This window comes from Halosubterraneus shenae, assembly GCF_050510935.1.
GTDB lineage: Archaea > Halobacteriota > Halobacteria > Halobacteriales > Haloferacaceae > JBDGPU01.
Genome location: NZ_JBNLVO010000001.1, coordinates 587,264 through 600,278, shown reverse-complemented (window position 1 = coordinate 600,278; position 13,015 = coordinate 587,264). Strand labels below are relative to the sequence as shown.

Annotated in this window: 13 protein-coding genes; 9 read left to right on the top strand and 4 right to left on the bottom strand. The window is 69.1% G+C overall.

Going from position 1 to position 13,015, the window contains the following annotated elements; genetic code table 11:
• Window positions 1–279: 279 nt before the first annotated feature.
• Window positions 280–1,089, bottom strand: a complete 810-nt coding sequence (locus ACQE3M_RS02775) for a CehA/McbA family metallohydrolase (protein ID WP_430503940.1) — start codon at window positions 1,087–1,089, stop codon at window positions 280–282.
• A 114-nt stretch (window positions 1,090–1,203) separates the two neighbouring features.
• Between ACQE3M_RS02775 and ACQE3M_RS02770 the strand changes: the two genes are divergently transcribed.
• Complete coding sequence (locus tag ACQE3M_RS02770; RefSeq protein ID WP_430503939.1) at window positions 1,204–2,940, top strand: Rieske (2Fe-2S) protein; 1,737 nt, start codon at window positions 1,204–1,206, stop codon at window positions 2,938–2,940.
• 141 nt (window positions 2,941–3,081) lie between these two features.
• Complete coding sequence (locus tag ACQE3M_RS02765; protein ID WP_430503938.1) at window positions 3,082–3,741, top strand: HAD family hydrolase; 660 nt, start codon at window positions 3,082–3,084, stop codon at window positions 3,739–3,741.
• 31 nt (window positions 3,742–3,772) lie between these two features.
• Here ACQE3M_RS02765 and ACQE3M_RS02760 read toward each other — a convergent pair whose 3' ends face one another.
• Window positions 3,773–5,179: a PAS domain S-box protein gene (locus tag ACQE3M_RS02760; protein ID WP_430503937.1), complete on the bottom strand. Its 1,407-nt coding sequence runs from the start codon at window positions 5,177–5,179 to the stop codon at window positions 3,773–3,775.
• Between the two features lie 203 nt (window positions 5,180–5,382).
• On the opposite strand from ACQE3M_RS02760, the gene ACQE3M_RS02755 reads away from it, so the two are divergent.
• From ACQE3M_RS02755 to ACQE3M_RS02730, 6 genes are all read left to right on the top strand, one after another.
• Complete coding sequence (locus ACQE3M_RS02755; RefSeq protein ID WP_430503936.1) at window positions 5,383–7,566, top strand: bifunctional metallophosphatase/5'-nucleotidase; 2,184 nt, start codon at window positions 5,383–5,385, stop codon at window positions 7,564–7,566.
• A gap of 68 nt (window positions 7,567–7,634) precedes the next feature.
• Complete coding sequence (locus ACQE3M_RS02750) at window positions 7,635–8,720, top strand: aminotransferase class I/II-fold pyridoxal phosphate-dependent enzyme (RefSeq protein WP_430503935.1); 1,086 nt, start codon at window positions 7,635–7,637, stop codon at window positions 8,718–8,720.
• A gap of 1 nt (window position 8,721) precedes the next feature.
• Entirely contained in the window at window positions 8,722–8,982 is a 261-nt protein-coding gene (locus ACQE3M_RS02745) for a hypothetical protein (protein WP_430503934.1), read from the top strand.
• An 86-nt stretch (window positions 8,983–9,068) separates the two neighbouring features.
• The gene (locus tag ACQE3M_RS02740) at window positions 9,069–9,446 is read left to right on the top strand and encodes a translation initiation factor IF-5A (RefSeq protein WP_430503933.1); all 378 of its coding nucleotides are present in this window, start codon (window positions 9,069–9,071) and stop codon (window positions 9,444–9,446) included.
• A gap of 3 nt (window positions 9,447–9,449) precedes the next feature.
• Window positions 9,450–10,268 (top strand): agmatinase, encoded by an 819-nt coding sequence (gene speB / locus ACQE3M_RS02735; RefSeq protein WP_430503932.1) that lies wholly within the window; start codon window positions 9,450–9,452, stop codon window positions 10,266–10,268.
• An 809-nt stretch (window positions 10,269–11,077) separates the two neighbouring features.
• A complete protein-coding gene (locus ACQE3M_RS02730) occupies window positions 11,078–11,476 on the top strand; it encodes a DUF5778 family protein (protein WP_430503931.1) in 399 nt (132 codons plus the stop codon).
• Between the two features lie 50 nt (window positions 11,477–11,526).
• On the opposite strand, the gene ACQE3M_RS02725 is transcribed toward ACQE3M_RS02730, so the two are convergent.
• Entirely contained in the window at window positions 11,527–11,796 is a 270-nt protein-coding gene (locus ACQE3M_RS02725) for an amphi-Trp domain-containing protein (RefSeq protein ID WP_430503930.1), read from the bottom strand.
• Between the two features lie 104 nt (window positions 11,797–11,900).
• On the opposite strand from ACQE3M_RS02725, the gene ACQE3M_RS02720 reads away from it, so the two are divergent.
• Window positions 11,901–12,518, top strand: coding sequence for a dienelactone hydrolase family protein (locus ACQE3M_RS02720; protein WP_430503929.1), 618 nt, complete (start codon window positions 11,901–11,903; stop codon window positions 12,516–12,518).
• A 63-nt stretch (window positions 12,519–12,581) separates the two neighbouring features.
• On the opposite strand, the gene ACQE3M_RS02715 is transcribed toward ACQE3M_RS02720, so the two are convergent.
• Window positions 12,582–12,911 (bottom strand): transcription factor S, encoded by a 330-nt coding sequence (locus ACQE3M_RS02715; RefSeq protein ID WP_430503928.1) that lies wholly within the window; start codon window positions 12,909–12,911, stop codon window positions 12,582–12,584.
• Between the last annotated feature and the right edge of the window lie 104 nt (window positions 12,912–13,015).

Here is a 13,015-nt window from a genome sequence, read left to right as displayed (position 1 = left end):
TTGTTCGCGAACGAGAATAACTGTGGGGGCTCTGCGTATCGGGCTTAAAAGGATCCGGACGGTGTCGGATCTCGGGAGCAACGCAAACACCCGGAAGTCCCACGGCCGCTCGCGGGCTGGGCCTTTCAAAACTCACCGAGTGGTGTCGAAAGCGACGAGAGCCGGCGTTGTTTATAAATAGGGAGTTCCAAGAATCGCGCTTTCCAGGCCATACTGAGCGGCGTCGCCGGCCGAGTTCCCGACATTGACCGAGCCGACCGCGCGACACCCAGGACGAGGCTACAGCATCCACTGCACGGCTCGCCCGAGTTTGTGCGCGCTCTGAATCGCCGTGACCTTCGCGATCGAGCCCGCTCGCAGTGCGGTCCACTTCGCGCTCGTGCCGCTCTTGATGGCGCCGACCCTGGCGTAGTACCGCGATTTCCGCGCGGCGGCGGTGGCGTAGTGGCTGGCCGCCATCGGGATCGGCGCGCGTTTGCCCTCGACACTCGTCGTCCCCTCGCGGATGGCGTCGAGGACGTCGGCGGCCGTCACGTCGGCGACGTCGTCGACGCCCTCGATCTCGATGTCCGTGTAGGCGCGGCCGACGTACTCGAGCGTATGCGCGTCGCTCGCGGCGAGCCCGGGGTAGTCGTGGGCCGCGGCGAACCGGCGCGCGCGACGGTTCCGAAAGCCCGTGAAGAGCCAGGCGTTGAACACCTCGATCGCGTCGGTATCGGCGATGTGGCGCTTCCGGATGCCGTGGCGCGACCGCTGGAAGGGGTGCGGGACGACGGCGACACCGCCGTGCTCGCGCACCCAGGCGACGGTCTCGCCGAGGGGTTTCCGGTGCGGCGGCATCTCGTCGACGCCGATCGCGAGGAGGTGGCCGTGCGCCGTCGACACCTCCACACCCGGGATACCGACGAGCCCGTACTCCCGGGCCAGCGCCGCGGCGCGCCGTGACTCGGCCATCACGTCGTGGTCCGTGATCACGACGGCGTCGAGCCCGATGTCGGCCGCGTGCTCTAAGATGAGCTCGACCGGCTCGTGGCCGTCGTAGGACTCGTCGGAGTGGACGTGGGGGTCGATACTGACGGTGACGCTCACACCCTCCGTTCGCGGCCGACGTATAAAAGGGCTCTCGCGGGGAACTCCTGACAGACAGGTTACAAAAATAGAGTTTCGGGAACGATTATGAAGGATACCGCGGTGGTACCCGGTATGAGCGTGCCAGCCACGTATCAGGAAGCGGTCGACTTCGAGACGCTGCAGGAATCGGGTCGCGAGCTCGTCGCCGTCGACGGCGTCCCCATCGCCGTCTTCTACCACGAGGACGAGGTCCGCGCAGTGAACAACCGCTGCCCGCACATGGGCTTCCCGCTCACGGAGGGCACCGTCGACGAGGGGATCCTCACGTGCGAGTGGCATCACGCGCGGTTCGAGCTCTCCTGCGGGGACACCTTCGACCCATGGGCCGACGACGTGGAGACGTACCCGACCGAGGTGGAGAACGGCACCGTCTACGTCGATCCGAACCCCCAGCGCGACGAACCGCCCAGGGAGCGCTGGATGGGGCGGCTGGAGGACGGCCTCGAGCGGAACCTCCGGCTCGTCGTCGCGAAGGCCGCGGTCGGGCTCGGTAAGGCCGACGTGCCCATCGCCGACCAGATCCGGACCGGCGTCGAGTTCGGCACCACCTACCGCGAGGGCGGCTGGAGCTCCGGCCTGACCATCCTCACGGCCCTCGGCAACGTCGCCGACGACCTCGACGCCCGGGACCGCCAGCGCGCGATGTACCAGGGACTCACGGAGGTCGCGGGCGACTGCGCCGACGAGCCGCCGAAGTTCGACGAGGACGAGTTCGACACGCGGGAGGTCTCCTTCGAGCGCCTGCAATCCTGGTTCCGCAACTGCGTCGAGGTGCGCGACGCCGACGGCGCCGAGCGCTCCCTCCGGACCGCCGTCGCCTGCGGCTACGACGACGCGGAACTCGCGGAGATCGTCGCCAGTGCCGCGACGGACCACCGCTACCTCTCGACCGGCCACGTCTTCGACCACTTCAACAAGACGACGGAGGCGCTCGACACCATCGGCTGGGAGCACGCCGACGACGTGCTGGCGAGCCTCGTCGACGGCCTCGTCAACGCCCAGCGCAGCGAGGAGCTCTCCTCCTGGCGCCAGCCCGACGACCTCGCCGGGATGTGCGAGGACACCTTCGATCGCCTCGACGGCCTCGTCGCCGAGGGCGAGGGGAAGGAGTGGGAGAAGCCGGACGACTTCACGGAGCGGCTCCACGCCGACGAGCCGGAACCGGTGTTCGAGGCCCTCGAGGAGGCGATTCGCGAGGGTGCGACCGTCGAGGAGCTCGCCCGCGCTGTCACCTTCGCCGCGGGGAAGCGCGTCGCCCAGTTCAGCACGAACAACGAGTTCAACGACTGGAACACGGTCCACCATACGTTCACCTACGCCAACGCCGTCCACCAGATGGCCAAACGCACCGCGCCGGTCGAACTCTACCGTGGCGTCGTCGACGCCGCCGTCAACGTCTACCTCGACCGCTTCCTCAACACGCCGCCCGCGCCGTATCCGAGCGAGAACCCGGACGCGGACCGCGACGACGCGATCGAGGAGCTTCGGCGCTGCTTCGAGACGGAAGGCGAGGTGAACCGTGCGGGCAAGATGGCCGCCCACTTCCTCGACGCCGGCGGCGACCCGGCCCGGCTGAAGTCGGTCCTCGGTAACGCGCTGCTGGTCGAGGACACCGGCTTCCACACGTTCCAGGCGCTCGAGGCCGGGTTCCAGCAGTTCGACGACCGCGAGGACCCCGCGGAACGGCGGCTCCTCATGGTCGCGGTCGCCCGCTACCTCGCGGCCCACTACCCGACGCGACGCGAGCGCGAGCAGACGTTCTCCATCGCGACGCGACTGCACCGCGGCGAGAAGGTCCACGAGGAGTGAGGCGGTCGCGCGGTTGTCTCGGCCGGGTGTCGCACGAGGCCGGGCGTCGCACGAGGCCGGGAGTCGCGCGAGGCCGGAAGTCGCACGAGGCCGGGCGTCACACTGAGGAAGATTTTTCCCCGAGAACCGCCGAGAGTGGGTGTGTACGACGCAGTCGTCTTCGACAACGACGGGGTGCTCGTGGGGCGGACCCCGTACGAGACGCTCCAGAAGGCAGCGTGGGATGCCTTCGAGCGCGTCGGCGTCGAGGACCCGGACCTGGCCCACGTCGAGGACGTCGCCGTCGGCGTCTCCCCCGCCGACCTCAACGACGTCTGCGAGCGCTACGACATCGACCCGACGGAGTTCTGGCGCGTCCGGGACGAGGTCGCCAGCGAGGCCCAGGTCGACGACGCCACGAGCGGCCGCAAGACCCCCTACGACGACGTCGGCGTCCTCGGCGACATCGACGCCCGGCTCGGGGTCGTCTCCTCGAACCAGCAGGCGACCGTCGACTTCGTGCTCGACCACTTCGACCTCTCGGCGCACTTCGAGACGGCCTACGGCCGGGAGCCGTCGGTCGCGAGCCTGTCGCGGAAGAAGCCCTCCCCGTACTACCTCGAACGCGCCCTCGAGGACCTCGAGGCCGACACGGCGCTGTTCGTCGGCGACAACGAGTCCGACGTCGAGGCCGCCGACAACGCCGGCATCGACTCCGCGTTCATCCGACGCCCCCACCGCCGCGACACGGAGCTGAGCCGCCAGCCGACCTACGAGGTCGAGGACCTCCACGACCTCGTCAGCATCTGCGGCCGTCGCTGAGGTCGGGCTGTCGGGTTCGTTTCTCCTGTTTCTACTCCTCCCGCTTCAGGCCCCGAACCTCGAACCGGGCGCCGCCGTCGTCGCTTTCCGCGAGGTCGACCGTCCAGTCGTGGGCACGCGCCACCTCGGCGACGATGGCGAGCCCGAACCCGGTCCCGCCGTCGGTCGTCGTGAACCCCCACTCGAAGACGTCGTCGCGCACGTCCGGCGGCACACCGGGGCCGTCGTCGGCGACGTAGAAGCCGTCCGAGAGCGTTCCGAGCGTGATCGTCACGTCCGGCCCGGCGTGTTCGAGACTGTTGCGGAACAGGTTCTCGAGGAGCGTCCGGAGCCGACTTCGAGCGGCGAGGATCGTCGGGTCACACTCGACGGAGAGCTCCGCGTCGCCGTGCTCGACGGTCCGCCAGGCGTCCTCAGTGACTGCCGCGAGCGACACCGGAGAGGGGTCCTCGACGGCCGCTCCCTCCCGGGCGAGCGTCAGCAGGTCGTCGATGATCGCGTTGATGCGCGCGTGGGCCTCCTCGATCCGGTCGAGTCGGTCCAGGTCGCCCGTCTCGCGGACGAGTTCGACGTTGCCCTCCGCGACCGAGAGCGGGTTCCGGAGGTCGTGGGAGACGACGGAGGCGAACCGGTCGAGCCGCTCGTTCTGTCGCTCGAGTTCGCGCCGGCGCTGCTCCTGGTCGCGTACGTCGATCATCGTTCCGGTGAAGTAGCGATCCGACCCGTGCTCGTACTCGCTGAAGGCGATCCGGACGGGGATCTCCTCGCCGGACCGGTGGAGCGCCGGGAACTCGATGCCGCCCCAGTCGAGGTTGCGTTCGCCGGTCTCGAGGTACCGCTTGACCGCGTCGAGGTGGTCCCGTCGCAGCCGCTTGGGGATCAGCTGTGTGAGCGGCTCGCCGCTCAGCGCCTCCGGCTCGTAGCCGAGGATCTCCGCGGCGGCCGGGTTGACGTACTGGATCCGGCTGTCGACGTCGACGCTGACGATCCCGACCGCGAGCGTCTCCGCGATGTCGAAAAACTGGGAGTCGATCCCGGAGCTGCGGGCCTGGAGCTCCCGGCAGGACTCGACGGTCCGCCGGATGCGGTTTCGCAGGAGAGCCCGCGACTCCGGCGTCCCGGTGTCGACGACGTACTCCGTCCGCGGGTCCTCGAAGCTGCGTTCGACGAGGGCCGCGTCCCCGTCCTCGGGGTACAGCACGAACGGGACCTCCGCGAATCGTTCGTTCCGGCGAAGTCGTTCCAGGATCGGAGGGGTCGAGCCGCCGTCCGTCGGTCCGCAGGCAACGACGCAGTCGACGGCGGCGTCCTCGACCGCGGCCAGCGCCGATCCGGGGTCCGGCTCGGCGATGACCCCCAGTCCGTCGGTTGCCCGGAGAAATTCCACCGTGCCCGTATCCCCGCCGACGACGAGAGCGGTCGGTCGGTCGGCTCGCATTGGTCGAGCTACAAACTTCAGTCACTTAAGATATCGTGTCGTTACGATCATCCTCACAACAGTTCACGGACGTAATGAAAGGTGACGAACACCACGCCGCCGCGACGCCGGGTACCCCAGCGCCACGGGCGGTTCTCCGCGGGCGGTTCTCCGCGACCGTCCCCCCGCGTACGTTTTTATCCCATCGGGCGGCCAGAGCCACCATGCGACGAACACGGCGGCGACGAGTCCTCGCCGCGGCGGCGGGCGGACTGGGTCTCGGAGCCCTCGCGACCGTGCCGGGACACGCAACCGCTGGCTCCGGGACGGACGAGACGGTAACGATCGTCCACGACACGCACTTCCACGGGCGGTTCGCGGACGCCGACGCGCCGGCGAAGACCATCGCCCGGTACGGTCGGGTCGTCGCGGACCTGCTCGCCGCCCACGATAACGCCGTCTTCTTCGGCAACGGCGACGACCTCGGCCCCTCGGTCCTCGGGCTCGAGTTCGAGGGGGCACACATGGTCGAGGCGCTCGACGAACTGGCGCCGGCCGCCGTCGGCGTGGGCAACCACGAGTTCGACTTCGGCGTCGACGTCGCGACGGCCCGGTTCCGGGAGAGCGAGGTCCCCTGGGTCGTCGCGAACCTCCTGACGCCCGCGGGGGAGCCGTTGCCCGGCACCGACCGGTGGACCACCGTCGACGTCGGCGGCGCGACGCTCGGGGTGTTCGGACTCGTCGGTGACGGCTTTCACGGGCTCACCGACTACCCGCGCGACCACGCGGTGCTCGACCCCTCCGCGGCCGCGAGGGAGGCGACCGCCGCCCTCCGGGCGGAGCACGGCGCCGACCTCGTCGTCGCCGCGGCCCACCTCTCGTCGGATGCGCAGGCGACTGTCGCGCGCGAGGTCGACGACCTCGACGCGATCGTCGGGTCCCACTCCGGCGTTACGTTCGAGGAACCCCGACTGGTCGGCGGCACCGTGGTCTCCGAGTTCGGCGACGAGTTCGACCACGTCGGTCGGCTCACGCTCGACGTCGACACCGGCGCACTGGTCGACTGGGAGCGCGTCGACCTCTTCAGCTCAGCTGCGGGCGAGTATCCACCCAGCGACGGCGACCACCACCGCGCCGTCGACGTCGCGACCGTCGACCCCGACCCGGATCTCCAGGCGGTCGCCGACGACTACCTCGCCACCCTCGAGGAGCGACTCGGCCAGCCGGTCGTCGAGACGGCAGTCCCGCTGAACGCCACCTTCGAGAACTACGCGGTCGAAACCGGCCTCGGGAACCTGCTGACGGACGTGATCCGGCGGGTCGGCGACCGCGAGGTCGACGTCGCGATCCAGCACGCCGGCGGGATCCGCTCCGGCGCGACGTACGGTCCGGGCGCGGTGACCGGCAGGGACGTGTTGAACGTCCTCCCGTTCCCGAACGCGATCGAGGCGTACGAGCTCTCGGGCGACCAGCTCCGGTCGTTCCTCGAGGGGTCCATCAGCCCGCTCCCGGCGGAGTACGGCGCCCAGCCGACGCTCCAGGTCTCCGGGGTCGCCTACGAGTGGACCGGCCACGACGGCGAGGGGACGGTCGGGAACGTCTTCGTCGGCGGCGAACCGCTCGATCCCGAGGAAACGTACATCGTTGCCACCACGGACTTCCTCGCCGAACGCAACGCGGAGTTCGCCGCGGACGCCCGCGTTCTCCACACCGACCGGTACCAGGGCCACTACGTGAAGGAAACGCTGGAAGCCGAGTACGAGACGGTCGCGCCGGAGCGCGAACACCGCCTGATCCGCGTCGACGAGGACCTCGGCGCGGCGTCCGTGACCGCGAACGGCGACGGCAGCGTCGACCTCGTCGTCGAGACCACCGAGGCCGTCGTCGAACCGGTCGCAGGCACGTTCCGCGTCGTGAGCCGCACCGGGGGCGTCGTCACCGCCGAGCGCGTGACGCAGGCGAGCGGGGCGATCACGGCCACCTTCGACGCCGCGGCCCTCGTCGACCTCGCGGACGCCCTTTCGGACCCGACCCTCCGCCTGTTCGGCGGCTTCGTCCCGAACGACGACCACTACGGGTACGAGGACGACGCGGGCGCGGTCCGCGACCTGCCATCGTCGGCCGGCTACGAGCACTTCGTCCTGAAGGGAGCCGTCGACGCCGCGGAGCTGCCGGACGGGGCCGCGACCGCCGCCGGACCGACCGGGGCCGGAAAAACGGGGGAGACGGGCCTCGATGCGAGCGCCGTCGACGGCCTGCCCGGATTCGGCGTCGCATCCGGTGCCGTCGGGACCGTCGGCGGCGCCGCCCTCTACGCCCGACTCCGCGGCGGGGCAGCCCGGGAGAACGGGGCGCCTCGGAAGGACGGGGCGCCCAGCGAGAACGAGGAAGAGGAAAGCGAGGGCTGACGGCCACCCTCTGGGAGATATCGTTCGGTTTCCGCACGCTTAACCCGGTTCCGGCCACACCGACGGGTATGGACATCGCGCCGTTTGGTCTCGAGCGCTGGTTCGCGAAGTACGAGCACGAGGCCGACATCATGCTGGCGGAAAGCGGGATCCGATCGCTCGACGCCGACCGGTTCGACCTCGATCCGGGCAAACTCGGGTACGTCATCCCGACGAACGGCGACCCCGAGTTCCGGGCCCGGGTCGGCGAGCGCTACGACCGCTCGGCCGACGAGGTCCTCTTTACGTGCGGCACGCAGGAGGCGAACTTCCTCACGTTCCTCAGCCTGCTCGGGTCGGACGCCGGGAACCACGCCGTCGTCGTCACGCCGACGTACCAGGCGCTGCACGCGGTTCCCGAGGCGTTCGGCGAGGTGACGCGCGTCGAGCTGGAGCCCCCGGAGTGGGAGCTCGACCCCGACGCCATCGCCGACGCCGTGCGCGACGATACGGCGGTCGTCGTCGTCAACAACCCGAACAACCCGACCGGCCAGTACCACGACGAGGCCGCGATGGAGGCCGTCTACGACGTCGCCGCCGACAACGACGCCTACCTCCTCTGTGACGAGGTGTACCGCCTGCTGGACGACGACCCGCAGCCGCCCGTCGCCAGCTACGGCGAGTACGGCATCTCGACGACGAGCCTGACGAAGGCGTACGGGCTCGCGGGCCTCCGGTTCGGCTGGATCGCCGGGCCGGAGGAGGTGATCGAGGCCGCCTGGCAGTGGAAGGACTACACGACCATCTCGCCGAGCCTGTTCGGCCAGCACGTCGCGAAGCAGGCCCTGGGCGAGCGCGAGGACGCCATCCTCGCGGAGAACCGCGAGCTGGCGGACGTACACCGCGAGCGCGTCGCCGAGTGGATCGACGAGCACGACCTCGACTGGCACGACCCCGTCGGCGTCAACGGCTTCGTGACGGTGCCGGACGGCTTCGCGGACGCCGAGGAGTTCTGCCGGGTCGTCGTCGAGGAGGAGAGCGTCGTCCTCGCGCCCGGCAACCTGTTCGGCTTCCCGAACCGCTTCCGGATCGGCTTCGGCCTGCCGACCGCGGAGCTGGAGGAGGGGCTCGAACGCGTCGGGCGCGTCATCGAGGAGCACGGCGAGGGTGTCTGAGATGGGGTTTAGAGACGACGTCGTCCAGTTCCTTACGAACCCGACGGACGAGCAGAAGGCGATCGCGGCCGCAGTGGTGACGATCATCGTCGTCGACCGCTACGCGTGGCTCCACGACATTCCGTTCGTCGTCCAGAGCGTCGGCGCGGTGATGGCCGGCTTCGTGGTGTTCTTCGTCGTCAGCTACGCGCTGACGGGGGAGTTCGTGCCGCCGGACGAGGAGGGCGAGGCGGAGGCGGACCGGTTCTCCGACGACTCCTGAAGCATTGGCGGCAGTCGGTTTGTGTCGCCATCACGCGTCGGCAGCGTTCCAAACGGTTTATACCTGCAGCCCGGGTGATTTCTGGTATGCCGCGAGAGCAGAAGCAGGTTCGCGAACTTCAGGAAGGGAGCTACGTCATGATGGACGACGCCCCCTGTGAGATCAATCACTACAGTACCGCAAAGCCGGGCAAGCACGGCAGTGCGAAGGCCCGTATCGAGGGAGAGGGCGTCTTCGACGGGAAGAAGCGCTCGCTCTCGCAGCCGGTCGACGCGAAGGTCTGGGTCCCGATAATCCAGCGGAAGCAGGGCCAGGTCGTCTCCGTCTCCGGCGACGACGCTCAGGTCATGGACCTGGACACCTACGACACGTTTACGATGCGCATTCCGGAGGACGAGGACTTCTCCCCGGACCAGAACATCGAGTATCTCGAGTACGAAGGACAGCGAAAAGTCGTCGAATAGTTCATGTTTCCCGGGGCGTCCGCCGATCGCGACACTGCTTCGTACGTGGTCGTCGGCGCTCCGCTGGACGCGACGACCACCTTTCAGCCGGGTACGCGGTTCGGTCCGGACCGCATCCGGCACTTTGCTGCCACCTACGACGATTACGACCACCGAACGGCCAGTCACTTCTCCGACCTGGCCGTCGCTGACACCGGCGACGTCCGCGCGTGGGACGACGTCGAGGCCTACCTCGACCACCTGATTGGCGAACTCCGGAGCGTCGTCCTCGACGACGCGGTCCCCCTCCTGCTGGGCGGTGAGCACACCGTCACCTACGCGGGCGTCGAGGCCGTCGACCCCGACACCCTCGTCGTGCTCGACGCGCACCTCGACCTCCGCACCGAGTACGACGGCAACCCCTGGAACCACGCCTGCGTCACGCGCCACGCGCTCGAGACGGTCGACCGAGCGATCATCATCGGCGCACGCACCGGCTCCCCCGAGGAGTGGGAACGCGCCGCCGAGAGCGACGTCGAGGTCGTCGCCCCCGCCGACGCGCGCGACTGGATCGACGACCTCGACGACGACGCCTTCACCGACGAGTCCGTCTACTGCTCCGTCGACATCGACGGCGCCGACCCCGGCTTCGCGCCCGGTACCGGGACGATGGAGCCGTTCGGCCTCGAACCGCGAGAAATGCGCGACGTCGTCCGCGCGGTCGCGCCGCACGCGGACGGGTTCGACGTGGTCGAAGTGAACGACCGCGACGACGGCCAGGCCGCGGCGCTGGGCGCGAAACTGCTTCGCGAGTTCGTCTACGCGCACGCGAACGGCGACTGAGCGACGACGGGTTTTGTTGAGGGTTCCTTTGCCGATTGTTTATAAGTAGGAGCGGCTGAGGATTCGTACTTATAAATTGAATCGGTTCTCGTCGCTGGCGACACCACTCTGCACACCCAGAAAGCCCCAGCCGCTGAGGCGGTCGCGCTGCTCGCTGCGCTCCTCACCCGGCTCGCTCCCTCACTCCGTTCGCTCGCCGGGTTCCGGTGCTAGCGTCGCAGGGCGTCCCGCGCAGCGGCTGCCCCTTTCAGTCCCACCCCGGAGTGGTAGCTGGACGTCGCTCGCGGCGGTTGGTTGCCCTTCGTCGCTCGCCGGCTGTCCGGCGTGCGGTGCGGAGCGGTCGGCGCGCGCGAGCAACGCGTGCGAGGGAGGGCGGGGCGCGCCGCGCGGTGCGGGACCGGCGCGCCCCGGCCGAGGCTGGGGAGGGCTGAGGAATTTCGGTTGCGGTGTTGTCGCTGTCGCGGTTGCCGGGCGGTGCGGTCCTGGCGGACTGAAAGGGCGACGGCCGGTCGCGCCAACGGGGAGTCGCTCCGACGGCCCCTATCCGCGGCGGGCGGTGCTGAGAGCCGCGGATATGTCGCGGAGCGACCGCGAGCGGCCGAGGGCTTTCTGGGTGTTTGCGGTGCTGTTGAGAGCAAGACCGTATCACCTGTCCAAATATGCTTATAAAGAGAGGCCGAGGGCTTTCCGGCTGTCGTGGATGAGGGAAGCAGGGTCTCCACCTACAAATTCGGGTTATGAACAGACTCTCACAAGTACCGTTCAGCAGAATCGCCATTCGTTTACCCACACAAACCAAACAACGGCCAATGAGCGAGACGCTCGACGACGACCTTTACCAGCGAACGCTAGCACTGCTCGAGCCGGGCGAGATCGAGCTGATCGGCTGCGTGGTGCACACGACCCTCGGCGGCGACGAGGACCTCGAGATGCACGAGCTGACGGTCGACGTCAACGAGATCATCGCCGACGCCGCGGGGAAGGGCGAGACGTACATCGAGGCCGGCAACGACGACACGGACTTCTCCTCGAACCAGTTCCAGGGGCTGACGCTCGACGACGAGGCGTTCGTCTGGGAGTGCCAGCAGCTCCTCCGGAACGAGACGTTCGACATCGTGTTCTACTACGAGGCCGACGCCGACCAGGACGCCATCGTCGAGGAGATCGAGGCGCTCGACGGCGTCGACCGCGTGACGCCGGTTCCCTGAGCTCGGGCGCTCGGAGCGCTTTTAAATAGGGACCGACCACGACCGACCCGTCACTCGATCCGCACCGAGTCGTCGTCCTCCCGCCACTCGAGTTCCACCTCGAGGCTGGTTTCAGTCCCACCGCCGCCGGTCGGGGTCTCGCGCTCGACCTCGACCGTGAACTGGGGCTCGTCGGGAACGACGACCGTCGTCGAGCCCGATTCGGCCGTGAGGGTGACCTCGTTCCCGGTTTCGAGCTCGTCGGCGAGCGTCCGAAGCCAGGCCGCGATATCCCCGCGCTGACGCGTCGATGCGACCTCGAAGATCGTTTCTTCGGTCATGCTACCGTTCCTATCGACGAGGACCGCCAAAACGCGACTGGCCGAAGTAGTCGCGCTCGCCGGCATCCGCAGCGCCTATGGAGCAGTCGGTCCCAGAACCAGCCATGCGCAGCGACCCGGTTCTCGTCCCCGGCGGCCGCGACGTCCGCGGGACGCTGGACCACGCGACGGCTGAGAGCGAGGAGGCGGACCGATCCCCGGCCTGCGTCGTCGCCTGCCCGCCGCACCCCCAGCACCGCGGCCATCGCGGCGACGAGCGCCTCCGGGCCGTCAGCGACGCCGTGACCGACCGCGGCGTCGACTGTCTCCGGTTCGACTACGGCGACTGGGACGAGGGCTACGGGGAGTGCACCGACGCGGACAACGCCGTCGGCTGGGCGCTTGAGCGATACGAGCGCGTCGGGCTGTTCGGCTTCTCGTTCGGGGGCACCGTCGCGCTGGTGACCGCGGCCGGGCGGCCGGAGCTCCGGGGGGTGTCCGCGCTCGCGCCGACCGCCGAGCTCAACCCGGACGCGGACGCCGTCGCGGCGCTCGACGAGATCGACTGCCCGGTCCAGCTCGTCGTCGCCACCCGGGACACGACCGCGGACTGGGAACCGGTCGCGGAGCGCGCGCGAGCCCTCGACTGTGCCGTCACCGAGCTCTCGACGGACCACTTCTTCCTCGGGCGGACGGACGAGGTCGGCGAGCTCGTCGGCGACTTCCTCGGGAGCCGACTCTGAGCGGGCTGGGCTACTGGGGTTTAAAAGGAGATCTGCCATCGGACGCTCCGAAAGACGGCCGAGTCAGTTGTAGCCCCGCCAGCGGTGTCCGCACTCCTTGCACTTGAAGAAGCGCGTCGGGGGCTCGTCCGCGGCGCCGGTCTGCTTGATCGTGTACCAGGCCTCCTGGTGGCCGCACTCGTCGCAGACGACGTCCGTCGCGGTCGGTTTGCCCTCGAAGTTGGCGCCCTCCTCGGTTTCGATGAGCTCCTCGCTGCTCTGCTCCTCGGTGCTCGCGTAGGCCTCGGCGAGGCCGGCCTCCTGCTCCTCGGTCGCGCCGCACTCCTCGTTCTGGCAGACCATCTCGCCGTCGACCGACACCATCATCGAGCCGCATTCGTCGCAGAACTGCATACTCGACGCGTACACACCGGTCCCGTTTAACCTCCATGCCCGCGCCCGCCTGCTTGCCCACGCCCGCGGCGGAACACTCGCGTGACTGACCGGAAGAGGATACG

Bases quoted from the DNA above. Each gene is read 5' to 3' on its own strand.
- ACQE3M_RS02770 (WP_430503939.1), top strand. From the start codon at position 1,204: ATGAGCGTGCCAGCCACGTATCAGGAAGCGGTCGACTTCGAGACGCTG.
- ACQE3M_RS02760 (WP_430503937.1), bottom strand. From the start codon at position 5,179: ATGCGAGCCGACCGACCGACCGCTCTCGTCGTCGGCGGGGATACGGGC.
- ACQE3M_RS02755 (WP_430503936.1), top strand. From the start codon at position 5,383: ATGCGACGAACACGGCGGCGACGAGTCCTCGCCGCGGCGGCGGGCGGA.
- ACQE3M_RS02750 (WP_430503935.1), top strand. From the start codon at position 7,635: ATGGACATCGCGCCGTTTGGTCTCGAGCGCTGGTTCGCGAAGTACGAG.
- ACQE3M_RS02745 (WP_430503934.1), top strand. From the start codon at position 8,722: ATGGGGTTTAGAGACGACGTCGTCCAGTTCCTTACGAACCCGACGGAC.
- ACQE3M_RS02740 (WP_430503933.1), top strand. From the start codon at position 9,069: ATGCCGCGAGAGCAGAAGCAGGTTCGCGAACTTCAGGAAGGGAGCTAC.
- speB (WP_430503932.1), top strand. From the start codon at position 9,450: ATGTTTCCCGGGGCGTCCGCCGATCGCGACACTGCTTCGTACGTGGTC.
- ACQE3M_RS02730 (WP_430503931.1), top strand. From the start codon at position 11,078: ATGAGCGAGACGCTCGACGACGACCTTTACCAGCGAACGCTAGCACTG.
- ACQE3M_RS02725 (WP_430503930.1), bottom strand. From the start codon at position 11,796: ATGACCGAAGAAACGATCTTCGAGGTCGCATCGACGCGTCAGCGCGGG.
- ACQE3M_RS02720 (WP_430503929.1), top strand. From the start codon at position 11,901: ATGCGCAGCGACCCGGTTCTCGTCCCCGGCGGCCGCGACGTCCGCGGG.
- ACQE3M_RS02715 (WP_430503928.1), bottom strand. From the start codon at position 12,911: ATGCAGTTCTGCGACGAATGCGGCTCGATGATGGTGTCGGTCGACGGC.